This window comes from Chryseobacterium sp. StRB126 (assembly GCF_000829375.1).
Classification (GTDB): domain Bacteria; phylum Bacteroidota; class Bacteroidia; order Flavobacteriales; family Weeksellaceae; genus Chryseobacterium.
Genome location: NZ_AP014624.1, coordinates 1558530 through 1582293 on the forward strand (window position 1 = coordinate 1558530; position 23764 = coordinate 1582293).

Genomic DNA, 23764 nt, shown 5'->3' on the forward strand with positions numbered 1-23764 from the left:
TGCGAATAAAACGGATGACGGCTGTATATGACTTTAAAACAAATATCAATATATGAAAAAGGTATTATTAGCTGCAGTTTTTTTGACAGGTTTAGGATTCTCCTTTGCACAGGAGTCAAAAACTAAAAGTACTGATCCAAAAGAAGATAAAAATCTAATGATGTGGTATCACAAAGATTTTGCCACTTCAAAAGTGTATGGTGTTAATACAGAAAATGCATATAAATATCTGGAATCAAAAGGGTTGAGGCCTAAAACGGTAATCGTGGGCGTTTTGGATAGTGGAGTACAAGTAGATCATCCGGGATTGGTGAAAAATATGTGGAGCAATCCTAATGAAGTACCTGGAAATGGTAAAGATGATGACGGAAACGGATATATCGATGATATTCACGGATGGAACTTCATAGGAGGGAAAAATGGTGATATTGATATCGACAATATGGAAGTAACACGAGTTGTTGCCAAATACAAACCTCTGTTTGAAGGAGATGACTCTGCAAAAAACAAAGCCAATCAGGCTAAAATGCCGGAAGACTTTGATATGTATATGAAAGCCAAAGATCTTTTCACAAAGAAAAGTGTTGAGTCTCAGCAAAACTTCAGAACGTATTCTATGATTAATGAGCTGATCCCAAATATGGTGAAGCTGTTGGCTGGAAAACCGGTAACTGCAGAAAATATTGCAGCCATTAATAAACCTGCGGATCAAAAAGATGCCGTTGCTCTGGAAGTGTTAAGCCAGGTTTCTCAAAGCCCTGATTTTAAAGGGAAATCCTCTGCAGAATTTGAAGAGAGAATGAGAAAGGATATGAAGGATGCCATCGATCATTTTGCTCCTGCAGCAAAACAATATGACCTTTCATATGATCCAAGAAAAGAAATTGTAGGAGATAACTACGATGATTATTCTGAAAAGAATTACGGAAACAATCATTACGAAGGACCTGATGCAGAACACGGAACACACGTTGCCGGAATTATTGCAGGACTTCCTCAAGGGAAAGAAATCCAGCACGGTATTGCCTCAAAAGTCGCTAAAATTATGACGGTAAGAGCTGTACCTAATGGAGACGAAAGAGATAAAGATGTTGCCAATGCCATCAGATATGCTGTAGATAATGGTGCTAAAATCCTGAACATGAGTTTCGGTAAACCTGTTTCTCCAGGTAAAAATGTAGTTTGGGATGCTTTCAAATATGCTGAAGATAAAGGGGTGCTTTTAGTAAAAGCTGCAGGGAATGAAAATGAAGATGTGGCAGAACATTTAGCATATCCTACCAACTATAAAAATGTTAATGATGAAAAACCATTTGTTAATAACGTGGTTGTAGTTGGGGCAAGTACCAATGATAATAATGCACTTAGAGCAAGCTTCTCTAACTTCAATAAGAAAATGGTAGATGTTTTTGCTCCAGGGGAAAGAATTTACTCAACCGTTAAAGGAAGCAAGTATGAATATTTAGACGGAACATCCATGGCTTCTCCGGTAGTATCCGGAGCGGCAGCAGTTCTGTTGGCTTATATGCCGAACCTTAAACCTGACCAAATTATTGAGTCATTAAAAAAATCGAGCAATCTGAGCGCAGCTAATGGGTTCGCTGATTTTTCTGCAGCAGGAGGAGTTATAGATGTGAAAAAAGCAGCCGAATACGCTTATAATAACTTCTATAACGGAAGCAAAGCCCCTGTTGTTAAAAAAGCAACCAAAGCCGTTAAAAAATAATTATTTATAAATGATTGGAGTATCTGTTTTATGAACGGAAAACTTAGAGATATAAAGGAAGAACCGCGATACAATGCTGTTTTGCTTTCTTTTAAAAAAAAGTTAAAATATTCATTTTTAAATATCTAATAAAAAAGTCCGAAATTTTTCGGACTTTTTTATTTTTTAATTACAATTTTGGCACGGTTTTTTGTAACTTTAATGTAACAAAATAATAAACAACAAAATGAAAAAGTTACTACTTGCAGGGATGTTAGGAACATCACTTTTTGCAGTGTCTTGTTCCTCTGTGAATAACGCAGCTACCTCTCAGAATCAAAGAGCAGATTTTCTTAAATTAAAAGGAGATTGGCAGATTGTGAGCATAGACTACGATAAAGGGTATAAAATTAAGCCTTTTGACGAAGGGGCGGATGCGCAGTGTTTCGTTGGAAGCCACTGGAGATTAATTCCTAACAACTGGACAGGGGCTTACACTCTGAATGGAGGAGGAAGCTGCCCGGCCATTACACAGCCTATCAAGTTTGAAATTAAGAATGGTGATACATTTATGTTTAAAAAAGTTCTTGCAGGTACAAAAGCAAAACAGAATGTAGCAGGTTATACTTTATCGGTAATCAATCAAAGTACAGATCAGTTTTCTCTTCAGCAAGACGTTCCGTTTGAAGGAGGAAGTGTAAAAGTAGTTTACAACTTCGAAAGAACTGGAATGAAATAATTTAAATAACATAAAAGATTAAAAAAATGAAATTTACTAAAACATACGTAGGAGCCCTTTTCTTGTCATCAGCATTATTATTGACAAGCTGTGAAGCGGTTCAGAATTCTAATCACCAACAAAGAGGTACTGCTGTAGGAGTGGCTTCAGGAGCTGTATTGGGCGGTATCCTTGGAAACAATGTAGGAAAAGGCGGAAACGGTGCTATTGGTGCTGTGTTAGGGGGTATTATTGGTGGTGTTGCTGGTAACGTTATCGGTAACAAAATGGATAAGCAGGCCAAAGATATTAAAGAAACTTTACCGGGTGCTCAGGTAGAAAGAGTAGGAGACGGTATTAAAGTTACGATGAATGAAAGTATTGTAAACTTTGCTTTCGATTCTTCAAATCTTACTTCTGTTGCGCAGAGTAATTTAGATAAATTAGCTAAAGTATTGGTTGATAACCCGGATACCAATATCAATATCTATGGTCATACAGACAGCGTAGGTAAAGACGCATACAACATGGCACTTTCTCAAAGAAGAGCAGATGCTGTAAAAGCTTATTTAGTAGGAAAAGGATTGGCGGGAAGCAGAATGTTTACTAAAGGTGAAGGTAAAAATATGCCGGTTGCTAGCAACGATACAGACGAAGGTAGAGCTAAAAACAGAAGAGTTGAATTCGCTATTACTGCAAATGAAAAAATGATTAACGATGCCAAGCAAGGGCAGTAATTAATTTAACATATAAATATTTTCGTAAAAGACCGCCCCGGCGGTTTTTTTTGTATTTTTATGCCAATCAATTTTTAATTTATTATTTTTGTAATTGAAATAACATAAATGAAAAAATATTTAAAACTGCTCCGTGTAGAGCAATGGGTGAAAAACCTTTTTGTATTTGTCCCTCTGTTTTTCTCCGGTAATATTACCAACCTTGATTTACTTACCAAAAGTATCTTTGCTTTTATCATTTTTTCATTCGCTGCAAGTGTTGTTTATATTCTTAATGATTATAATGACATTGAAGCGGACAGGAAACATCCTGAAAAAAGAAGACGTCCACTCGCAAGTGGTGCCATCTCAAAATCTACTGCAATAGGAATCCTCATAGGGCTCGTGATTGCAGATATCGCTTTTGTAGGTTTTGCCCAGTTGTATTTTCAGCAGCCGCTATGGAAATTCGCAATCATTATTGCTTTTTATGTGGTGATGAATCTTGCATACACTTTCAGATTAAAGCATGTTCCAATCATTGATATTTTTATCATTGCCATAGGATTTGTACTGCGGGTTCTGGCGGGTGGTTACATTACCGGGATCAGTATTTCCCAATGGGCGATCTTATTGACTTTTGTTCTGGCATTAGTATTAGCTATCGGGAAAAGAAGAGGAGAGCTTATCAATGCTCAGGTTTCAGGAAAAACAAGAAAAGCATTGGATGGTTATAATGTACAGTTTGCAGACATTGCATTGTCTATATCCATTACACTAGCAATTGTTTGCTATCTGATGTTTACCCTTTCACCGGAAGTACAGGCAAGATTCCATGAAAGAGTATTTTATACCGTAGTTTTCGTTGTATTTGCTCTTCTAAGATATCTGCAGCAGACACTGGTGTACAACAGAACGGAATCTCCTACAAAAATTGTGTACAGAGACCGTTATATACAGGTTACTTTATTACTTTGGGTGGCCACATTTTTAATTCAAATTTACTTTAAGAAATGAAGCCGAATTTCACACAGAAAGTTACAAACTGGGGTAATTACCCGGTAGTAGAAAAAGAAATGAGATCTGAAGACAGCTTCAAAAACATAAAAGAATTCGTACTCAACCACAATGAAGTTATTGCAAGAGGAAACGGAAGATGTTATGGAGATGCTTCGTTGGGTGAAAGCATATTTTCCACCAAAAAATTAAATAAATTTATCAGCTTTGACCGTTTGAACGGGATTATAGAGTGTGAGTCCGGAGTATTACTCTCGGAGGTGCTTGAAATTTCAGTTCAGCAGGGATACTTCCTGTATGTAACTCCGGGAACAAAATTTGTTTCCGTAGGTGGAGCTATTGCTTCTGATGTACATGGAAAGAATCACCACGCAGAAGGTTGTTTTTCAGAATATGTGATTGAATTTAAACTGATGATTGAGAATGGGGAAATCATTACCTGTTCACGAGAAGAAAATTCAGAAAAGTTCTGGGCTACTATTGGTGGAATGGGACTTACAGGGATCATTCTGACTGCAAAATTTAAGCTTAAAAATATAGAATCTGCTTATATCCGCCAGGAAAGTATCAAAGCAGATAACCTTGATGAGATCTTTAAACTATTTGACGAAAGTGAAAGCTGGACGTATACCGTAGCATGGATTGATTGTCTTCAGAAAGGAAAAAATATAGGTAGAAGTATTCTGATGAGAGGAGAGCATGCTTTCCAGCACGAATTACCCCAGAGTATGGCAAAAACTCCTTTAAGATTAAAGAACAAGTTACAGCCTACTATTCCTTTTTATTTTCCGGGATTTGTATTGAATGCCTTGACAGTAAAAATTTTCAACTGGTTGTATTATAAAAAACAATCCAAAAAAGAAGTTAAGAACTTTATTGATTATGAGACGTTTTTTTATCCTTTAGATGCCATTAATGAATGGAATAAGATCTACGGGAAATCCGGGTTCATACAATATCAGATGGTGATTCCGAAAGAGTCTGGAAAAGAAGGAATGAAAAGAATCCTTGAAACAATCGCCAACAGTGGAAATGGTTCATTCCTCGCCGTGTTGAAACTTTTCGGGAAAAATAACCCGGAAGCTTATAATTCTTTCCCTGTAGAAGGATATACACTGGCACTGGATTTTAAAGTAAATTCAAAGCTTAAAAAACTGGTAGAGGAGTTGGATAGTATTGTTCAGGAGTTTGGAGGAAGAATTTATCTTACCAAAGACAGTATGAGCAGATCCTCATTAACCAATTATCTGAAAAACATTCGAAGTCCTAAATTTGTGTCTTTACAGCACAAAAGAATCTTAAATAACAACAACTCATAATGATAGTTCTGGGAAGTACATCTGAAGTAGCACAGGCCTTTGTGGAAAAAGCACTTCAGGAAGGAGAAAAGTTTGAAAAAATCTATCTTTTTACCTCAAATAAAGAAACTACAGAAAGATTTGCAAGACATATTGATGTGAAATTTCTGCAGCAGTCCGAAGTGATAGAGCTGGACCTGATGAAAGAAATTGATTACAACAAATTTGATTATATCAATTCAAATGTATTATTTTGTGCCGTAGGATATTTAGGAGAAGGAACCGAAGAAGGCTTGTATGATAATAAGAATACAGAGCGTATTATTAATATCAATTACTCTAAACTGATTCCGGTAATGAACTATTTTGCCCATAAATTTGAAAGCAGAAGATCCGGAACAATTATCGGGCTTTCATCGGTGGCAGGAGATCGTGGAAGACAGAGTAATTTTATTTACGGAAGTGCAAAAGCAGCTTTTACAGCTTATCTGAGTGGTCTCAGAAATTATCTTTTCAGTAAAAAAAGTACATGTACTAACGGTAAAACCTGGGTTTATGGCAACTAAAATGACAGAAGGTCTGCCTTTAAATCCTAAATTAACCGCAACTCCCAAGCAGGCAGCTGCTTGTATTTATAAGGCGTTCAAAAAACAAAAGAATGTGGCTTATGTTTTGCCGATTTGGAGTGTTATTATGATGATTATCAGGAATATTCCTGAATTTATATTTAAAAAGTTAAAGCTTTAAAAAAATGAAAAAGTTGTATTGTTTTGATTTTGACGGAACCCTGACGTATAAAGATACCATGTTTATGTATCTTAAATTCTACGATTCTACAAAATATAGAATACAATTTTTAAGACATGTGCCGCTTTTTATTCTGCTGAAACTTAAATTAGCAGAAACCGAAAAAGTAAAGAAAAGTTTTATCGGATCTATCCTAAAAGGGCAGACACAGGAAAAAATAGAATTAAAATCCAAGCAGTTCTTTGAGTTGCATTACCCTAAAATTGTAAGAGAAAATGCGCTGGATTTTATTCAAAATATCGATAGGAATAATACACAGAGTTTATTGGTAACTGCCTCTTTGGATATCTGGGTGAAACCTTTTGCCGAGGTATTGAAAATGCAGCTTGTTTCTACGCGGGCAGAGTTCAAGAACGGTGTCTTCACAGGAAACTTCATTGGAAAAAATTGTAACGGTAAGGAAAAACTGGTTCGAATAAAGGAAGAAATTAACGATTCCAAGTATGATAAAATTATTGCATTTGGTGATACTTCCGGGGATAAGCCAATGTTGAAATGGGCAAATGAGGGACATTACCAATTTTTTCACTAATTTTGGGTGATAAAAGTGTAAAAAATGAAAAGTCTGTTAATTGCATTTGCAGCCATCCTGATGAGCTGTGCAACTACAACAACAACCCAACAAAAATCGTCTGATATGCAGCAGAAAGCAGAACTTCTTGTAACTAACTCTCAAGGAGGTGGCGAAAAGCCAGGTTTCAGGATCATTAAAGATGAAAAAGAATACCTTGCTTTGGGAAAAGGTGGTTTTCAACTTGTAGAAGAAGGACGAGATGCAGCATCCAATTATCCGAAATTTCCAAAAGACAAAAAAGTTGTAGTATACAATCTGGGGAGTTTCAGATCAGGCAGTCATAACATCAATGAGATTAAAGGAGTATCGGTAAAGAATAATATCCTTTATGTAGAAGTTCCAGCTGGAGAACCCTCCGGTGGAATGGAAATTCAGGTGCTTTCCAATCCTTGGTTCGTTTTTGCTGTTCCTGCAGATTATCAGTTTACTTCCGTAGAATTAAAATATTCAAAATAATAATGGATAAAATATATTTAGATAATGCCGCAACCACTCCGCTTGCAGAAGAAGTTATAGATGCAATGGTTGGTACGATGAAGATGAATTTCGGAAACCCGTCTTCAACTCATAGCTTTGGACAGGAAGCCAAAATACTTATTGAAAATGTAAGAAGACAGGTTGCAGACTATCTTCATGTAACTCCTGCTGAGATCATTTTTACTTCCTGTGGAACAGAATCCAATAATATGATTATCAAATCCTCGGTAGAACACCTAGGAGTAGAAAGAATCATAAGCTCGCCTTTGGAACATAAATGTGTTTCTGAAAGTATCCTGGATATGAAAGCGAGAAAAGGGGTAGAGGTAAATTATATCCGTCCTAATGAAAAAGGAGATATTGATCTTAATAAATTAGAAGAGCTATTAAAAGCTTCAGATAAAAAGACTTTGGTAAGCTTAATGCATGCTAATAACGAAATAGGAAATATCGTTGATATTAAAAAAATTGCTGCATTATGCAAAGCAAATAATGCTCTTTACCATTCAGATACTGTGCAGACGATGGCTCACATGAATCTTGATTTCTCAGATATTCCTGTAGATTTCGCTTCATGCAGTGCTCATAAGTTTCATGGACCAAAAGGTTCAGGTTTTGCTTATATCAGAAAATCAACAGGGTTAAAAGGAATCATTACCGGGGGACCTCAGGAAAGAAGTCTGAGAGCAGGAACTGAGAATGTTTGTGGTATCGTAGGATTGGGTAAAGCGTTGGAGCTTTCTCTGAATCATATGAATGAATACACTCAGCACATGCAGGAAATCAAAGATTACGCAATTGAAAGATTATCTGCTGAAGTTGTTGGGATAAAATTCAACGGAAGAAGTGCTGAAAAGGAAAACAGTCTTTATACTGTTTTAAGTGCTTTACTGCCTTATAAAAACCCATTAATTGGTCTTCAGCTGGATATGAAAGGTATTGCCATTTCTCAGGGAAGTGCATGTTCTTCCGGAGCATCTAAACCATCAATGGTTATGATGATGGTTCTTTCTGAAGATGAAATGGATCATTGTACGCCATTACGTATCTCTTTTAGCCATTTAACAACAAAAGCTGATATAGATGCATTAGTCAATGCTTTAAAAGAGATTTCAAAGGACTATACTATAGAAAAAACTAATGTTGAGCATAGATAGCCTTATGATGTAAAAGTCGTAATTTTGAATACTCAATAGAAGAATTGAAAACAAGAAAATAATATTAATTAAAATAAAAGAGACAAAATGGCTTTAGAAATTACAGACAGCTCATTTCAGGATACGGTTTTAAAATCAGATAAACCGGTATTAGTAGACTTCTGGGCAGTATGGTGTGGACCTTGCAGAACATTGGGACCAATCATCGAAGAAGTTGCATCAGATTTCGAAGGAAAAGCAGTAGTAGGAAAAGTGGATGTAGACAACAACCAAGAAATTTCAATGCAGTATGGTATTAGAAATATCCCTACAGTTCTTATTTTTAAGAACGGAGAAGTAGTAGATAAATTAGTAGGTGTAGCCCCAAAAGAAGTAATCGCTGAAAAACTAAGTGCTCACTTATAAAAAAATAAGTTTGATAATGAATGCCTTCCACCATTGGGAGGTATTTTTTTTGGAAATAATTTGCAGGTAATAAAAAAAGGTGTAATTTTGCAACCACGAAAAAGAAACGACGTTCTTTCAAACAAAAACATGATCCGGTAGTTCAGCTGGTTAGAATGCCGCCCTGTCACGGCGGAGGTCGCGGGTTCGAGTCCCGTCCGGATCGCAGAAGTTTTCTCAATCTCTTTTTAAAAAGATTGATCCGGTAGTTCAGCTGGTTAGAATGCCGCCCTGTCACGGCGGAGGTCGCGGGTTCGAGTCCCGTCCGGATCGCAGAAGTTTTCTCAATTTCTTTTTAAAAAAATTGATCCGGTAGTTCAGCTGGTTAGAATGCCGCCCTGTCACGGCGGAGGTCGCGGGTTCGAGTCCCGTCCGGATCGCAGAAGTTTTCTCAATTTCTTTTTAAAAAAATTGATCCGGTAGTTCAGCTGGTTAGAATGCCGCCCTGTCACGGCGGAGGTCGCGGGTTCGAGTCCCGTCCGGATCGCAAAAAGTCTTCTAGAAATAGAAGACTTTTTTTGTTTTTCCAGAACCGGGAGTTTAATTTACTTACATGAAGTATTGATAGGATTATTAAGATACTCTTTTCCCTGAGGAGGTTGCACAAAGTAAGGCGTTCCATAGGTATTTCCTGAGCGGAAAAAATCGGTGGAGATAACCTGAGCACCGCTGCTGAAGGCAGCTTTGGAACGGGTGAAATCATTAATCTTGGCCTCATAGGTTTCAATATCCGATCTTGTTCTTACTATATAGCCCTGCTTTACCAGATCCTGGATTTCTTTTTGTCTTACAATGGCATTGTCCCTTAATATAAATCCAGCAAACGAGTCTTCAGGTTCACTGTTCAGAAACATGACTCTTTCTTTTAATGATCCATCAATAAGATAAGGATTGTTTTTAGAAGATAAAGTTCCTGCGCCTCCAGGGAGTAACATAAAGATGAATTTTCCTTTGCTGTCATTTAGTGTTGGCCAATTGTTATGGGTAACGGCTTCTTTTAATGTGTTGTATTTTCCCTGAACTTCTTTTGGGGTAATGATCTTATCTTTTCCAAGATATTTTACAATTTCGGTATCCAGATCATCATAAGCCTTTTTATCGAATGCCAGTACCTTTGTGCTGTTTTCGAGAATCGGGAATCCTGAATCTTTTGCTTCAATCATCATAAAGACAGGAGTGTGTCCGGGATGTTGATCGGACCAGGTCCTAAGAGTTGTAAGAGCATCTTTCAAAGTAGGATAATGGGTTCTGAAATCAATATCCGCCATATGCAATACTTTAAACCCGGGGTGATCCAACCCTTTCGTGCTAAAAGGAGCTAAATCCGTTACCCCTTTTGCTTTTAAAACTTCATAAGAGGCAGGATGGCTGAATCTATTGCCTTCAGGATCATAATAAACGTCTATTTCCAATCCGCGGAGATTGGCATTAAGCTGTTCAGTGAAATCGGGATGATTATAATTTAATCCCTCTTTTAAGTCCATTCCATTGGGGTGATATTCTTTGAATTTGGCTTTCTGCTCTTCAGACATCATGCTGTCATACTTTTGCATCATTCCTTTAATGATTGGAGTAACCATATTCAGAACTTTGGGATCTACCGGCTGAGCGTATGAATTATGTGTTCCTACAATCTGCAGCTGATTGATCTTTGGATTCTGACATTGGTTTTGTGCCTGTACTAATGCTGCCATACAAAATGCAGCTCCGTATATATACTTTTTCATTGATGAATAAAATGTTTTATTAGAAGTTGTAAGTGAATCCCATTTGTCCGCGCATTCCTGAGTAGGAAATATTTTCTACACGGTCCTTAGCTCCCATATAGTAGCGGTTGGGTTCGTTAAAAATATTGTTAAGCTCCAGAAACAGCCGGACTTTCTTGGAAATGCTGTATGAGGTAGAAAGATCCACCGTGAAGTTTTTATCAAAATATTGATAATGATCTGCGCCTGTAGCAGCCCTGATCTCACTTACATAGTTTCCTTTATAATTCCCGGCAACACGAAGCATCAGCTTGCTGGTTTCATAAAATAATATGGTGTTGAATATATGTTTGGCCTGATTAGGAATGGTAGTAGACATGGTTCCGGTCTGTTGCCCATTTTCATAGATCGGCATATTCATTTTGGAAGAGATATAGGTATAATTTCCCTCAAAACCTAAATTTTTCAAAAATCCCGGCAGGTTTTCAAAACGCTTGGAAATTCCAAATTCAAAACCGAACAGTTTTGCCCCTTCCAGATTTTTAGGAGCAGTGAAGGTGTACGTTCTGCCTCCAATATCTGTCACCGACTGATCTTTATAAATAAGATTGGTGATATCTTTGTAAAATACCCCGGCGGTAATAAGATCCAGTTTTCCAAAGTAATTTTCAAACATAAGATCAAAGTTGTTGGAAAATGTTGGATCTAGTTGAGTATTTCCTTGAGTGATGGTGTTGGTAATATCGTTGACGATGGTTCCCGGGTTCAGATCATTGAAATCCGGTCTTGCAAAAGAACGGGTATAAGCAAGTCTTAAAATTCGGTCACTACTGATATTCCATTTTAAATTGACCATAGGAAGTACAACATTATAAGTTTTATTGTCTTTAATGTCTTCCGTTTTGTTTCCCTTGTCTGAAACTACCTTTTTACCCCAAAATATAATGTCATTATATTCATTTCTGAAACCTCCCAATACCTGAATCTGGTCGGTCACTTTCCAGGTTCCCATCATATAAGCTGCCCATACATTTTCGGTTCCACGATAAGAGCTGGTGATATTGGAGCTGCTGTCTTTACTGCTTACCTGCATCAGTCCTAAGCTATTCTGTGTAGCGGGACTGTACATCTGATCGATCTGTCCATTGGTAATCTGATCGATGATAGCCGAATTATAAGGGTTTCCGAGAGGGTTCATAAAACCACCTCTGTATGGAAATGCTTCACGTTCAAGTTGACTCAGATAGGTTATGGGAGTTCCGGGAATTCCAAGAGAAGATTTAGGCATCCATACTAGTAAAGAACTGTCAACGTTTTTGTTCTTATTATTATATTTTGTTCCGAATTTAAGTTCAAAATTATCAGATACTTTATATTTTAAATCCACTTGCCCTCTGAGATCCGTTTCACTGTTGTGGTTTTGGCTGAGGATGATTTGGTTTAATCTTAATTTATCCGCTGCTATCACCTGTTGGTTATAAGGCTGAGTATAACTTCCGGTATCTCCAATACCATCCGGAGCATCCATTGCCATGTATTTTCTTCCATCTGCAGAAAGATTCCCATAAGTCATTGGCTGTACAAAATTGACCATAGGGTAACCTCTTTCATTTTTGTCTAGATTCTCAGGAGAATTGAATCTGAACTCTGAGCGGGCTTTTGATAAAGACCAGTTTACTTCCAGGCGCTGTCCCACCTGATGATTTCCACCCAGCTGCATAGAATACAGGTCGGTAAGATAGTCTGCATGACGGGCCTGAAGTGTTACATTTTTATTGTCGAAATTAAAATAGGTTTCTCTTACAGATTGCCCGTCTTTATATTGGCTGTATAAACCTTTAAAATATAATTTATTCCTGCTGTTGATCTCATAATCCAGGCCTAGATTAAATCCAAGCGTTCTCCGGTTGGCCAGATAATCACGAAGCTGTAGTTGGTTGATAGAGTAGGAGGCTGTTTTGTCTTTCAGTCCGTAGTTGAAAATATTTCTCATCTGATCTATAGCAGTAGAACGCTCCCAGATCACCGCAGAAGAAATAAATTTCAGTTTATCGGTAATCTTGTTTCCGTAGACAATGGAAGAGTTGTATGTTGGGGATTTCGACATATTAACATATCCGGAAGACATACTAATGGCTAAGGTTTCCTTATTGGGAGAAGTTTTGGTAATGAAATCTACATTTCCACCAATAGCATCTCCATCCAGATCAGGAGTTAAGGCTTTAGATAAGCGTACATTCTGAATAAGTTCTGAAGGAAAAATATCCATTTGAACTCCACGGTTGGCATTATCTCCGCTTGCACTGGGCATCCTGTTGCCATTTAAAGTAGAAGCTGTCCATTGTATGGGAGTTCCTCTTACCGCAACAAAACGTCCTTCTCCCATATCACGTTCAATAGATACTCCCTGCATTCGTTGTACAGCATCTGCGGCGTTGCGGTCCGGAAGTTTACCAATAGCATCCGCAGAGAGTACTTCTGTGATGGTGTTGGAGTTTTTCTTCATCGTAATGGCCCTTGCCTGTGAGGCTTTGTACACACTGGTAACCACTACTTCCTGAATAGTGTTTTCTTTAAGCTTAACACCAAACTTAACCAAGCCAAGATCTACCTCCTTTTTGTCAGCTACATTGAAGGGAATGTAAACAGTATCATATCCCTTGTATTCTATGACAAGTTTGTAGCTCCCATCATAAACATTATTGAGAACAAAGGATCCATCAGTATTGGAAGTAACCTTTTGTCCACTGTTTTCAATATAAACCATCGCATTGGGAAGGTTTCCCTGGCTGTCTACTACAGTTCCGTGAACTGAAGTCTGTGCAAAGGCCAAAGGGCCCAAAAGAAAAAATGCTGCTTTTGTTAGAAAAAGACTTTCTCGTGACATCTTAGTGAAATTTTATGCAAAGGTGTCAGCTTATCAAAAAGTTTTAGTTCATTTAAATTTTATACTACTTTTTCTGTTGAGTCTGCGGTGAATTGTGTTGTAAATCAATGTTTTACTAATGTTAAATAATTGTAACTTAGTGAACAAGCTGAGATGGCAGACAGTCAAATTCTTTTTTAAAATATTTATAAAAAGTAGATTTGGACTTAAAACCACATTGAAAAGCAAGATCAATAACACTGGCAGAAGGATCCTCAGATAAAATCTGTTTAAAATGTTGAATACGGTTTCGGTTAGTATATTCGTGGAAATTGGTGTTGAGATGTTTATTAAAGGTGATGCTGAGATCGGCTTTGCTTATTTTTAAATGGCTGGAAAGTTGATCCAAGGTAAATTCTTCATCCAGATAAATAAGGCTTTCCTGATAAAAATTGACAATAGCGCTTTGTACAGTATCAAAATCTATTTTTGAAAGATCTTTATACTGATAAGTTTCTTTAGGAACTGAAAACAGAGGTATATTCTGTTGTTCCAGGAGTCGGTGCTGGTACGTTAAAATATAAACGTACAAAATCCATCCGAATTGGAAAAGGAATAGCAGACTGTAGATTTTCTGATAGATCAGAGTATTCCAGCCCAATTGATAAACGGCCCAAAATACTAACACTCCTACTAATACATAACAAACCAGATAACGAAAATTGCTGGCTACAGGATGAGTAATGTTTTTACGGTATTTTGTCAGAAAATAGAGGCAGGCAACAAGACATGCCACCCAATAAGAACTGTAATAAGTGAAATAAGCCTGATAAGATCTGATGGCCATATCTGCCCAAGATAGATCTAAGATTTTTGCTGTAAGAGCAATGGCATGGTGAACAACCACTAATGTAAGCGGAAAGATCAGGTATTTAAGCTTGTCTCCCCATTTTGCATGAATTAAATAGGCTGAAATATATAAAAAAATCAATCCTTTAAAAACACGTAGGCTTCCCGGGATTTCATACAGAATAGATTCATAACCAAATCTTTGAATGATGAAATATTCATATCCCATATCCAATGTAACCACTCCGATATACAATAACAGCATATTCAGAACAGATTCCCTGTTTTTGATGAGATAGAGTAATAAGGTGAGGGTGATAAGTGCCTGTAGTACAACTACCATAATGATGTATAACATGATAACTGATATTTTGTCAAAATTATAGATAATAAGAGTAGGGTATCTTTAACAAATCATTAAATATCAGCCAGAAAATGAATGATTAGGTGTTTTGTAAAATCGAGTAGTTATTATTACCTTAGCAATTAATGCGAAATATGATGTCAAAAAGGAAGTTCATATTATTATCCATACTGAAGACCTGGTTTTTCTCAACAGTTATTTCAACCATTCTCCTCATTGTGTTTATGAACCTCACAAAACCGGAGGTTGCAGAATATCCGAGAAATTGCGATATGAGTGGTTTGGCTTATGGTCTTGTAATTATTTGGATTTTGTTTTTAGGTATTGCTTCATTCAGTAGTTTGCTTTCACTTTTAAAATCGTTTCAGAGCAAAATAAAAAAAGCTCTTTGCTGGTTCTTGTTTCCGATTATTTTCATCATCTATTATTTCTTTATGATTACGGAAGGGCAAAAAATAAGTGGAGAAGATATTCTGTTTTTTCTGATAGCGAACTTTCCATGGTTTGCCCTTTGGATATTTCATTATTCTAAATTTAACAGGCTTTACTTTAAACAGATTGATAACTAATAATAGTGGCTTCAGTCGGCAGCTGATTGTTTTTTGTGAAGTTAAAGAATGATTTGATGAAGATAGGGTTAAAAAAAATTACTGTCTGGTAGGACAGTAATAGTAAAAATCAGTGATATGGTGGGTGATCAGTTTGTAAGCAGAGATTTATACTGTTTAAAAAGGGCTGATCGGTGATGTTGCTTTTAATTCGGTCAATTATTTAATATTTAGTCTGAATTAGGTGTCATTGTCTGAGTTATTTTACGATAAAAACTTGACGAATCAACTTTGTTTGGACCGAATCTTTGGCAACTTCTATATCATGGTTATTGATGACATTGTTGTTCTAATTTGCTTGTGTGCTACATCTTACAGACTCATCCTAATGAGGGTATTTCTGAAAAAAGGAACAACCATGCAAATCATTTGCAAATCTATATCACAGCATTTTGAGAATTGCTACACTTTTGTGTAGATTTGCGGTATGAAAGCTAAAAACTATACTTTAGTGTAGTGATGAATGACGCTTTTAAAAACTATGGAACAGATTAAAAGATTTTTTAACGAAAAAAATGAGGTCAGTAAAGATGCTGATATTGATTTAAGCCAGGGTGGAGATTATCTTGAGGCTATAAAAGCACTTGCCAGAACTACTTATCAGAGTTTGTACGTGATCAATTATCAAACTAAAGGATTTGAATATGTATCAGATAACCCACTTTTTTTGTGTGGAAAAACCTCGGCTGAAGTAAAAGATCTTGGATATGCATTCTATTTTCAGAATGTGAAGCCGGAGGATATTGAAATGCTGATTAAAATTAATGAAGCAGGATTTAAATTTTACGATAAAATTCCGATAGAAGATAGAAAGCTATATTCCATTTCCTATGATTTCTATCTTATCAATAGTAAAAAGAATATGATCCTAGTGAATCATAAGCTTGCTCCTATGTTCCTTACAGAAAATGGGCAGGTATGGAAGGCTTTGTGTGCCGTTTCATTATCCAATAATACCTCTTCCGGAAATGTGGTGCTCAGTAAAGAAGGCTCCGATGAGATCTGGAGATATGATCTTACAGCAGATAAATGGGAAAAAGATGAAAGAATAAAGTTATCTTCCAGAGAGCACGAAATACTGAGCCTGTATGCCAGTGGATTGACTATCAGTGAAATTGCTGAAAAACTTTTTATTACATCAGATACCGTAAAATTTCACCGCAAAAAACTTTTCGAAAAAATTGGAGTCAGCAATATTGCAGAGGCTTTATCTTATGCAAAAATCAATAAACTGCTTTAGAAAAAAAATTGAATTACCGTTTTTTTACGGTATTTTTCAGAATGTCTTTTAGGATTCAATTTTAGGTCTGATATTTGTACTGGGTAGCCAAACTAAATGACCTATTTTATTTATGAAGAACATATCTGTGAAAAAATCATTTCTATACGCCTTTTTATGCGCATTATTTCTTGTTTCCTGTAAGAAAGAAATAGAAAAGATCAGCGATACTTTTAAAGATACAGTTTCTGCTTCCGAAACCCCGGAAACAGAAAATGACTCTATAAAGAAAGATTCAGTACCTGTGGTGAAAAAAGAATCAGCTCCGCCTATGATGCAGGAGAATGGTTTCTATAATGCGTTTGTCCTTCCAAAAGATAAAAAGATGCGGGATTCTGTATATGCAGAATTCAGTAAAAAGTATGATGAGAAGGAACGTACTGCTATTTTAGCGTTAAACAGGCTGGATTCTAAAAGTAAATGGAATGCTGATACCTTAGTAGTTCCGGCTAAAATAGATACCACTTTGATGGCATATTCACCGTTCCCTATGCAGCTTGATGTATTAAGCGGGGTGAAAAAATTTGTGATCTTCTCATATCCTATTCAGGCCTATGCGGTATATTCCAACGGAGGCCTGGTGAAATGGGGACCAACGAGTATGGGTAAAAAGACAGCACAAACAACAAGAGGACTTACTTTTGCCAATTGGAAAAAGAAATTGTCTATTTCCACGGTAAGCAGTGAATGGAAACTTCCTTATAACTTTAATATCCATAATATTGGCGGTATCGGATGGCATGAGTATACGCTTCCCGGATATCCGGCATCACATTCGTGCTTAAGATTATTGAGAAAAGACGCCCAATGGCTGTATTCTTATGCCGATACCTGGATTCTGAATCCAGGTGGTGCTACTACAAAAGCAAGAGGTACAGCAGTAATGGTATTTGGTGACTATAACTGGGGTGGGAGAAGACCGTGGAAAAAGCTTCTGGATGATCCTAATGCCAATAATATATCTGTAGAAGAGTTAACGAAATTATTAGAACCGGATGTTCCTAAAATGCTGAAAGAACAGGCCAACAGAGAAAAAGTGGCCGATTCTATTAAAACCGCTAAGGCAATGACAACCCCAATTCAGAATGAAAGGACTACAGATACCTTGTCTAAATAATCTTCTTCTCAAACTGTAAAGTAGATTCTTCAGCAAACTGTCTTAACTTAAGCATTTCCTCTTTCCCTTTATGTTGCCCGAACCTGGCAGCGAGATAGGTGAGAAGAATAAAAAATAACATAACAAAAGAAGCGCTCAGTGCCCAAGGGTATTCAGCGCTTTTTATTTGTTTTTCCACGTAATACATGGTAAAGAAAGTCATCCAAAAAATTGAAAAAGAAAAATAAAGAAACATAAAGAATGTCCACACAGCAGAACTGGGGCCAAAAACGCCTCGTATTACTGTTTCTTCGTCTTCCATTTCAATACGTAAAGCTAGGCGTGGTTTCCAGTAATTGTCATCTTCTGTTTCCACCCAGATGGTGGCAACTTCTTTATTGATATTACCGGAGAATTCATTTTTATGCTCGGCAAGATACTTTTTCAGATTTTCGGCATACTCTTCTTTGGTAAGGTGCGTAAACATCTTAAATCTCGGCCGGGTTCTTATTCTGTCTAAGGTGGTTTCTTCAGTTGTCATATTATTTATTCTTGATACGGAATCGGGTCTTCCAAGTTAAAACGGAAAGTTAATTTTTCTTCTTGTCTCTGAATAATCATGGTGATAGTTCGTCCTTCGGAGGATTTCATAATTTCAAGGATTTTTTCAAGAGTCATGTCTGATGTCTTATCTCCATTGATGCTGATCACTTTGTCATCCTTTTTTAAACCTGCTTCATAGGCCGGCGAATCCTTTCTCACTCCTGCAATCGCAAATATGGGTTTGAGGATAAAGTTGTACTGAAAAGACTCTCTATATACCTCATTCTTGTTACCTACTGTACCATTTACAGTACTGCCCATGGTTTGAGTTTCAATTTTAACCCTGTCCTGTTGCCATTCCATTCCATCTTGTCTGAAATCCAGTCCGCTCATATTAAAGTGGAAAGGATCATCAAAGTTTCTGTTCTTCTTCAAATATAGCTTATTGTTAGGATAATCGAAAATGAGAGAAAACCGTCTCATGATTTCACCGCCTACAGAGCCTTTTCTGTCTTTTACCAGATTCACATGCTGAATAGAGTATTCATCAGGCATTGCGGTAAGAGGTTTTTCAAATTTGAAATCACCAAGATAAAAATTATGAATTCTGCTTCTTTTCCCGTAAATATCTCCATTGAATCCACGGCCAAGAAAATCATCAATATTAGGTCTGTTATAAACAAAATCTTTGATAAGAGTTGGAAAGAGCCATATTGCATCACTGTTTCCAAGATCAATCAGAAGTTTTGATGCTTTCTTTTCACGGGTCATTTCTACATCAGCGTTAAGATAAGGTTTATCTTTTTCAATACTGATCGGAAATTCATCAAACTTTCTCACTTTTCTTTTTAATACATCTATATTTTCGTAGACTGTTATTTTTTTAGAAATATAATCAATAGCAATAGGATGATCTTTGAAAAAATGATAACCGATAACTCCATTTACTGGAATTCCTACGTGGGATGAAATATTGAATTCTTCACTAAGGATTACATAAAGAGACATAGAGTTATTAATCATTACATCTCCAATTCTAGCTAAATTACGCTCCGATTTTAATCCATCAATACTTAAGTTTCCCCCAAGCCCTGAAAACTTTATTTTTTCAACATTATCCAGTTTAAGCTCTTTATTTTCTAAGCTGAATAGAATGGTTTCTGCAACTCCGGTATCCACCATAAAAGTCAGGTCTGCACCATTAATGTTGATGGGAATGAAAATCAGATTGTTGATAAGTTGAAAAGGGATTACTGCTTTTGGTGTATTGATGAGCCGGAAAGAGTTCTGGGCATGGATAAAAATACCCAATAATAAACCCAGTAAAAGTAGCTTTAGTTTCATTTACTGAATTTACTGAATTTATCTTTATTGTAATAAAAAAACATTCCAAACGCAGGAATGTTTATATGAACTACAATGAAGTTGTTGTTTTTGTTGAATTTGTTTGAAAATTAAAAACGGCTTATTTTGAGAAGAAATCCATTAAATCCATATAATTCTTCTGGTTAACGCCATGTCCGCTCATGTATTCTCTGAATGTAAAATAACAGTTAAGATCATAAAGCAGTTCTGCAGCCTTTCTCCCCCAATCAATTGGGATTACTGCATCATCTGTACCGTGGGATACAAAAAATCTTAGCTTTTCCAGTTTCTTTTTATCTTTTACAATTCCGTCTAGGATCTTCTCTTCTGCATAAGCACTTAAACAGGCAATATTTGTAAATAACTCAGGATATTTTAGAGCCAACGCATAACATAAAATTCCTCCCTGGCTGAATCCGCATAAATGGACTTTGCTTTCTGTAAGACCGTAATTATTTACTATTTTTAATATACTTTCCAATACAGCATTTAAAGATTCCTTAGCCTGAGGAACATCAATGAAATTTTCTGGATCATTAAAATTAATATCATACCATGAATATCCTTCAAACTGAGTATCTCTCGGGGCTCTGAAACTGATGATAATCCAATCTTGTGGAAGGGTTTCTCTAAAGCTGAAAAGGTCCTGTTCATTGCTGCCGTAGCCGTGAAGCATAAAAAGTATAGGAGTAGAAGAGGTAATATTTTCCGGCTCTCTTACTAAGTAATCTAAATTCATACAGCAAATATAATTAATAAATTACATTGTAAATCCCAACTTTTATGATTCGTTTAAAGGAGTTTAAAAATCATTTTAAAAGATAAAAAGTGAGGGTTAATTTTTGAACAAAACACTATAATCCTATTGGTTTTTATCAGTATTAAAATAATTCTAAATATAAAGATGTTTTATGTTTAATAATTAGGGGATTACGTTGTATTATTAGGTTTTTTAGGTTTGATTTTATTTTTATTGATTTGATATTTTTTGTAAAAAAATGTTGTAAAATTTTTATTAAAGATATTTTTATATTAATAAAAAACTTATATTTGGAACATTAAAAAATCTATTTGGAGAAATGAAGCAATTTTACAATTTAAAAAGTTTACTTAGACTTTCTTCTTTATTCGTTTTGTTATTTTCAGTGATTACTGTTGTCAATTCGTGTAAAAAAGATGACGACGATGAATTTAAGGATCATGTGGTTCAATTTTCAGCGAAAGCTACAACAGGATCACAACTTATTTCTGTGGTTACTCAGGTAGGAACTGCCCAGAATACGATATTTAGCACTCCTACTGCAGAGTTAAAAGAAGGTTGGAATAGTGGAGATATGTGGGTTAATTCCAGCCAGGCACAGCTTAATTTTGCGGCTAATGCTATGTTACCACAAGAAAATTCTGAACTTACAATTACTCTTACGATAGACGGAGAAGTTGTTAGAACTGCTAAAGTTACAGGAAAAGGTGATAACAAAGTTGTAAAGTTTGCCTACAGTTTCCTTGAACCATAAATAAACTTTACTCTATAAAATTAAAACCGCTCTTGGGCGGTTTTTTTATTTTTCAATCAGATTATACTCTATAGCTTGGTTTACGAGTTCGGTAGAGTTTTTAGCCTGAAATTTCTGAAGAAGATTTTTACGGTGAGTATCTACAGTAAGAGGGCTTAAAAAGAGCTCTTCTGCGATCATATTGCTTGTTTTGCCCTGTGCTACAAGATGCAAAATCTGTTTTTCCCTTTTGGTGAGTCGGGGAATGGGGAAATCATTTTGAGAAGGTCTGCAGATGATCTGCTTGGTTTCATCACAAAAAACAATGTCTCCGGATAATGCTCCTTTGATACTAATGACTAATTCTTCAATAGATGTATTTTTGAGAAGATAGCCACTGGCTCCATTTTGAATACACTGCATGATGATACTTCTTTCAGAGCGGTTACTGAACATAATTACCGAAGTTTCGGGAGAGATCTTTTTAATTTCCCTGCAAAGTTCTGCACCATTGGCATCAGGCAGGGCGATGTCTAAAAGAATAATATCAACCTTGTTATTGCTGATAAAGTTAATAATCTCCGAACCGGAAATAAACGTTTCGGGAATATTAAAAGAAGGCTGGCTTTTCAGCATCATTTTCAGTCCTTCGATGACGATAGGGTGATCGTCTACGATAACAATATTTATTTTTTCATTCTCCATTTATGTTGAGTTCTATATTAATCGTTGTACCTTGACTGTCTGAACTGATCTCCATGTTTCCTTTCAGATAATCAACTCTGTTCTTTAAGTTGCGGAGCCCCATGCTTTTGTTTTTGGGTTCTTTGCTGCTTTCGAATCCTTTTCCATTGTCTTCAATAGTGATGAGAAAATCTTTTTTAGATTGGGAGCATTGTAGTAAGATATTGGTAGCTTCAGAATGCTTGATCGCATTGGCCAATAATTCCTGTGCAATCCTGTAAATGTTAAGCTGGATGTTTAAAGGCAGATTCTTTTCGATATTGATCGCCTGGAAATCAATTTCGATATCCTTTCTGTTGTAAAATTCGCAAAGATCATTTAGGGCAGTTTCCAAACCGAAATTAAGCAATGATTCAGGCATAAGGTTTCTTGCTACATGCCGAAGTTCACCTACAGAATTATCCAGCTGTCCCAGGATTTTATAAAACTCCTGATCTTTCTGAGGATCCAAATGACTGGCAGACCATGTTGAAAAATTGATTTTCACTCCGGCCAGCATTCCGCCTAGGCCATCATGAAGATCTCTTGCAATACGTTCTCTTTCCCTTTCTTCTCCTTCAAGAATGGCTTTCGTTAAAGAAAGTTCTTCCTTTTGTCTGATATCATTAATCTTCTGTTCAGAGATTTTTTTATTTTTTCTAAAGATAATATAAAGGAAGATCAGAAGGCTTACAACTAATAGTAAAATAAGACTTAATCCCCATAAATAGGAGTTTTTCTTATTCACTTCCAGCTCTTTTTGATTCTTTTCCGCATTTAATGTGGCTATTTTTCTTTCCTTTTCTGCAGCATTGAATTTGGACTCAATTTTATTGATCTCAAGCTTTACATTTTCGGTGTTTAGACTATCATTAAGTTTAGAATATTTCTGTTCCCAAACCAAAGCTTCTTTAGTATTCCCCATTTCTTCATTTAAAGAGGAAAGCTGCTTATAAATAGTTTTTCTGTTGTTAAGATCAAGAGCAAGGGATTTCTCTGTTAAAATATCTTCCAAAGCACCCTTAGCCTCGTTATACTTCTTTAATTTCCTTAAAATATCATATTTATTGAAATAGAACATTTGGGCCAATAGATTCTGATTGAATCTTTTAGCATAAGAAAGCCCTTTTTCAATAACGGGTAACGCTTCAGAATTCTTTTGTCTTGTAATAAAATAAAGTGTTTTGCTATAATAGTAAAAAGCATTAATAGAGGAATTTGGATAAGGGCTGATAAGCATTTCAGCTTTATCCAAAAACTTTTTAGCTTCATCTCCTTTGGCCTGATAGCAAAAATTGTTTGAATAATTTAGATAGGTGAAAAATAGTTCAGGAGAATTCGGATAGTATTTTTCAAGAATTTGTAACGCTTTAGCATTATATTCCTCAGACTTTTTAAGTTCGGCATTGTAAGTAAGGATAACGGCAAACTGAGTATACAAAAATCCCAGATTCCTGCTATTTTCATATTTTTTGGCTAGGGGGATACTTTTTTCCAGAATAGTTTTAACCAAAAAAGGATAGCCTTCCTTGTCTTTTTGGGTTACTCCGTAGCTATACCAGGCAGCTGCCTGAAGGAGATCAGATTCCTCATTTCTGAACTTTGATAATGCTTCAATTGCTTTTTGATATGCTACCGCTGCTTTTGCTTTATTTCGGTCCAGGTTATATTGTGCTTCGTAGAAATTATACTTAGCTGCAAGAAAGGCGTCTCCTTTAATGAATGCTTTCCCACTTTCCAGATACTTTTTACTTAAAAGGGAATCAATATTTCTATAATAGTTTGACAAAAGAAAAGTGGCATTGGCTTTCACTTTTGTAGTTCTATTGCTTATAAGAAGGCTTTGTAAGCTGTCTAAATAGGGCTTTTCATCCAGCGGAATAAGTTGTTGTGATTGTACACCAAAGGATAGGAATAGGGTTAACAGGATCAGTAATCTCTTCATCAGGTATCAGTTCT

At 36.1% G+C, this 23764-nt stretch carries 21 protein-coding genes, 4 tRNA genes and 1 pseudogene; 18 read left to right on the forward strand and 8 right to left on the reverse strand.

Annotation, left to right across the window (positions count from 1 at the left end; translation table 11 throughout):
* Positions 1 to 52: 52 nt before the first annotated feature.
* The 14 genes and pseudogenes from CHSO_RS07075 to CHSO_RS07140 all read left to right on the forward strand — a co-directional run bounded on the left by CHSO_RS07075 (position 53) and on the right by CHSO_RS07140 (position 9400).
* Entirely contained in the window at positions 53 to 1726 is a 1674-nt protein-coding gene (locus tag CHSO_RS07075; RefSeq protein ID WP_045494125.1) for a S8 family serine peptidase, read from the forward strand.
* Between the two features lie 226 nt (positions 1727 to 1952).
* Positions 1953 to 2444, forward strand: a complete 492-nt coding sequence (locus tag CHSO_RS07080) for a lipocalin family protein (RefSeq protein WP_045494128.1) — start codon at positions 1953 to 1955, stop codon at positions 2442 to 2444.
* A gap of 26 nt (positions 2445 to 2470) precedes the next feature.
* Positions 2471 to 3160: an OmpA family protein gene (locus CHSO_RS07085; protein ID WP_045494130.1), complete on the forward strand. Its 690-nt coding sequence runs from the start codon at positions 2471 to 2473 to the stop codon at positions 3158 to 3160.
* Positions 3161 to 3268: 108 nt separating this feature from the next.
* Complete coding sequence (locus tag CHSO_RS07090) at positions 3269 to 4156, forward strand: decaprenyl-phosphate phosphoribosyltransferase (protein ID WP_045494132.1); 888 nt, start codon at positions 3269 to 3271, stop codon at positions 4154 to 4156.
* The gene (locus CHSO_RS07095) at positions 4153 to 5475 is read left to right on the forward strand and encodes an FAD-binding oxidoreductase (RefSeq protein ID WP_045494134.1); all 1323 of its coding nucleotides are present in this window, start codon (positions 4153 to 4155) and stop codon (positions 5473 to 5475) included. Before CHSO_RS07090 ends, CHSO_RS07095 begins: the two co-directional genes overlap by 4 nt.
* Positions 5475 to 6201, forward strand: a pseudogene (locus tag CHSO_RS07100) (SDR family NAD(P)-dependent oxidoreductase). Before CHSO_RS07095 ends, CHSO_RS07100 begins: the two are co-directional and overlap by 1 nt.
* 4 nt (positions 6202 to 6205) lie before the next feature.
* Positions 6206 to 6793: an HAD-IB family hydrolase gene (locus CHSO_RS07105; RefSeq protein ID WP_045494137.1), complete on the forward strand. Its 588-nt coding sequence runs from the start codon at positions 6206 to 6208 to the stop codon at positions 6791 to 6793.
* Positions 6794 to 6817: 24 nt separating this feature from the next.
* Entirely contained in the window at positions 6818 to 7291 is a 474-nt protein-coding gene (locus tag CHSO_RS07110) for a hypothetical protein (protein ID WP_045494140.1), read from the forward strand.
* A 2-nt stretch (positions 7292 to 7293) separates the two neighbouring features.
* Positions 7294 to 8469, forward strand: a complete 1176-nt coding sequence (locus CHSO_RS07115) for a cysteine desulfurase family protein (protein WP_045494142.1) — start codon at positions 7294 to 7296, stop codon at positions 8467 to 8469.
* Between the two features lie 87 nt (positions 8470 to 8556).
* Positions 8557 to 8874, forward strand: a complete 318-nt coding sequence (gene trxA, locus CHSO_RS07120; protein ID WP_027374941.1) for a thioredoxin — start codon at positions 8557 to 8559, stop codon at positions 8872 to 8874.
* 131 nt (positions 8875 to 9005) lie between these two features.
* Positions 9006 to 9079 (forward strand) — tRNA-Asp (locus CHSO_RS07125).
* 33 nt (positions 9080 to 9112) lie between these two features.
* Positions 9113 to 9186: transfer RNA gene (locus CHSO_RS07130), tRNA-Asp, on the forward strand.
* 33 nt (positions 9187 to 9219) lie between these two features.
* A tRNA-Asp gene (locus tag CHSO_RS07135) sits at positions 9220 to 9293 on the forward strand.
* 33 nt (positions 9294 to 9326) lie between these two features.
* Positions 9327 to 9400, forward strand: a tRNA-Asp gene (locus tag CHSO_RS07140).
* Positions 9401 to 9458: 58 nt separating this feature from the next.
* Here CHSO_RS07140 and CHSO_RS07145 read toward each other — a convergent pair.
* The 3 genes from CHSO_RS07145 to CHSO_RS24915 form a co-directional block, all read right to left on the reverse strand.
* The gene (locus CHSO_RS07145; protein ID WP_052480516.1) at positions 9459 to 10640 is read right to left on the reverse strand and encodes a phosphatidylinositol-specific phospholipase C domain-containing protein; all 1182 of its coding nucleotides are present in this window, start codon (positions 10638 to 10640) and stop codon (positions 9459 to 9461) included.
* Between the two features lie 19 nt (positions 10641 to 10659).
* Positions 10660 to 13506, reverse strand: coding sequence for a TonB-dependent receptor (locus CHSO_RS07150; protein ID WP_045494151.1), 2847 nt, complete (start codon positions 13504 to 13506; stop codon positions 10660 to 10662).
* Positions 13507 to 13642: 136 nt separating this feature from the next.
* Positions 13643 to 14692, reverse strand: coding sequence for a helix-turn-helix transcriptional regulator (locus tag CHSO_RS24915; RefSeq protein ID WP_052480517.1), 1050 nt, complete (start codon positions 14690 to 14692; stop codon positions 13643 to 13645).
* A 230-nt stretch (positions 14693 to 14922) separates the two neighbouring features.
* Here CHSO_RS24915 and CHSO_RS07160 point away from each other — a divergent pair, with 230 nt between their 5' ends.
* The 3 genes from CHSO_RS07160 to CHSO_RS07170 all read left to right on the forward strand — a co-directional run bounded on the left by CHSO_RS07160 (position 14923) and on the right by CHSO_RS07170 (position 17702).
* Positions 14923 to 15267, forward strand: a complete 345-nt coding sequence (locus tag CHSO_RS07160; RefSeq protein WP_171817615.1) for a hypothetical protein — start codon at positions 14923 to 14925, stop codon at positions 15265 to 15267.
* Positions 15268 to 15787: 520 nt separating this feature from the next.
* Entirely contained in the window at positions 15788 to 16546 is a 759-nt protein-coding gene (locus CHSO_RS07165) for a response regulator transcription factor (protein ID WP_045494163.1), read from the forward strand.
* Positions 16547 to 16658: 112 nt separating this feature from the next.
* Positions 16659 to 17702, forward strand: coding sequence for a L,D-transpeptidase (locus tag CHSO_RS07170; protein WP_084220943.1), 1044 nt, complete (start codon positions 16659 to 16661; stop codon positions 17700 to 17702).
* Here CHSO_RS07170 and CHSO_RS07175 read toward each other — a convergent pair.
* The 3 genes from CHSO_RS07175 to CHSO_RS07185 form a co-directional block, all read right to left on the reverse strand.
* Positions 17695 to 18222, reverse strand: a complete 528-nt coding sequence (locus tag CHSO_RS07175) for a hypothetical protein (protein WP_045494166.1) — start codon at positions 18220 to 18222, stop codon at positions 17695 to 17697. The genes CHSO_RS07170 and CHSO_RS07175 overlap by 8 nt on opposite strands.
* Before the next feature lie 5 nt (positions 18223 to 18227).
* A complete protein-coding gene (locus CHSO_RS07180; protein ID WP_045494169.1) occupies positions 18228 to 19568 on the reverse strand; it encodes a retropepsin-like aspartic protease in 1341 nt (446 codons plus the stop codon).
* Between the two features lie 121 nt (positions 19569 to 19689).
* Positions 19690 to 20328 (reverse strand): alpha/beta hydrolase, encoded by a 639-nt coding sequence (locus CHSO_RS07185; RefSeq protein ID WP_045494172.1) that lies wholly within the window; start codon positions 20326 to 20328, stop codon positions 19690 to 19692.
* 340 nt (positions 20329 to 20668) lie between these two features.
* Between CHSO_RS07185 and CHSO_RS07190 the strand changes: the two genes are divergently transcribed.
* Entirely contained in the window at positions 20669 to 21103 is a 435-nt protein-coding gene (locus tag CHSO_RS07190) for a hypothetical protein (RefSeq protein ID WP_045494175.1), read from the forward strand.
* A gap of 45 nt (positions 21104 to 21148) precedes the next feature.
* On the opposite strand, the gene CHSO_RS07195 is transcribed toward CHSO_RS07190, so the two are convergent.
* Both CHSO_RS07195 and CHSO_RS07200 read right to left on the reverse strand, forming a co-directional pair.
* On the reverse strand, positions 21149 to 21787 hold the full coding sequence (locus CHSO_RS07195) for a response regulator (protein WP_045494178.1): 639 nt from the start codon (positions 21785 to 21787) through the stop codon (positions 21149 to 21151).
* Positions 21777 to 23750, reverse strand: coding sequence for a histidine kinase (locus tag CHSO_RS07200; RefSeq protein ID WP_045494181.1), 1974 nt, complete (start codon positions 23748 to 23750; stop codon positions 21777 to 21779). Before CHSO_RS07200 ends, CHSO_RS07195 begins: the two co-directional genes overlap by 11 nt.
* Positions 23751 to 23764: the final 14 nt, after the last annotated feature.

Coding starts and splice junctions, on each gene's coding strand:
- CHSO_RS07175 (WP_045494166.1), bottom strand. CDS start 18,222: ATGACAACTGAAGAAACCACCTTAGACAGAATAAGAACCCGGCCGAGA.
- CHSO_RS07180 (WP_045494169.1), bottom strand. CDS start 19,568: ATGAAACTAAAGCTACTTTTACTGGGTTTATTATTGGGTATTTTTATC.
- CHSO_RS07190 (WP_045494175.1), top strand. CDS start 20,669: ATGAAGCAATTTTACAATTTAAAAAGTTTACTTAGACTTTCTTCTTTA.
- CHSO_RS07145 (WP_052480516.1), bottom strand. CDS start 10,640: ATGAAAAAGTATATATACGGAGCTGCATTTTGTATGGCAGCATTAGTA.
- CHSO_RS07170 (WP_084220943.1), top strand. CDS start 16,659: ATGAAGAACATATCTGTGAAAAAATCATTTCTATACGCCTTTTTATGC.
- CHSO_RS07200 (WP_045494181.1), bottom strand. CDS start 23,750: ATGAAGAGATTACTGATCCTGTTAACCCTATTCCTATCCTTTGGTGTA.
- CHSO_RS07085 (WP_045494130.1), top strand. CDS start 2,471: ATGAAATTTACTAAAACATACGTAGGAGCCCTTTTCTTGTCATCAGCA.
- CHSO_RS24915 (WP_052480517.1), bottom strand. CDS start 14,692: ATGTTATACATCATTATGGTAGTTGTACTACAGGCACTTATCACCCTC.
- CHSO_RS07090 (WP_045494132.1), top strand. CDS start 3,269: ATGAAAAAATATTTAAAACTGCTCCGTGTAGAGCAATGGGTGAAAAAC.
- CHSO_RS07165 (WP_045494163.1), top strand. CDS start 15,788: ATGGAACAGATTAAAAGATTTTTTAACGAAAAAAATGAGGTCAGTAAA.
- CHSO_RS07185 (WP_045494172.1), bottom strand. CDS start 20,328: ATGAATTTAGATTACTTAGTAAGAGAGCCGGAAAATATTACCTCTTCT.
- CHSO_RS07150 (WP_045494151.1), bottom strand. CDS start 13,506: ATGTCACGAGAAAGTCTTTTTCTAACAAAAGCAGCATTTTTTCTTTTG.
- CHSO_RS07115 (WP_045494142.1), top strand. CDS start 7,294: ATGGATAAAATATATTTAGATAATGCCGCAACCACTCCGCTTGCAGAA.
- trxA (WP_027374941.1), top strand. CDS start 8,557: ATGGCTTTAGAAATTACAGACAGCTCATTTCAGGATACGGTTTTAAAA.
- CHSO_RS07080 (WP_045494128.1), top strand. CDS start 1,953: ATGAAAAAGTTACTACTTGCAGGGATGTTAGGAACATCACTTTTTGCA.
- CHSO_RS07105 (WP_045494137.1), top strand. CDS start 6,206: ATGAAAAAGTTGTATTGTTTTGATTTTGACGGAACCCTGACGTATAAA.
- CHSO_RS07095 (WP_045494134.1), top strand. CDS start 4,153: ATGAAGCCGAATTTCACACAGAAAGTTACAAACTGGGGTAATTACCCG.
- CHSO_RS07195 (WP_045494178.1), bottom strand. CDS start 21,787: ATGGAGAATGAAAAAATAAATATTGTTATCGTAGACGATCACCCTATC.
- CHSO_RS07160 (WP_171817615.1), top strand. CDS start 14,923: ATGAACCTCACAAAACCGGAGGTTGCAGAATATCCGAGAAATTGCGAT.
- CHSO_RS07110 (WP_045494140.1), top strand. CDS start 6,818: ATGAAAAGTCTGTTAATTGCATTTGCAGCCATCCTGATGAGCTGTGCA.
- CHSO_RS07075 (WP_045494125.1), top strand. CDS start 53: ATGAAAAAGGTATTATTAGCTGCAGTTTTTTTGACAGGTTTAGGATTC.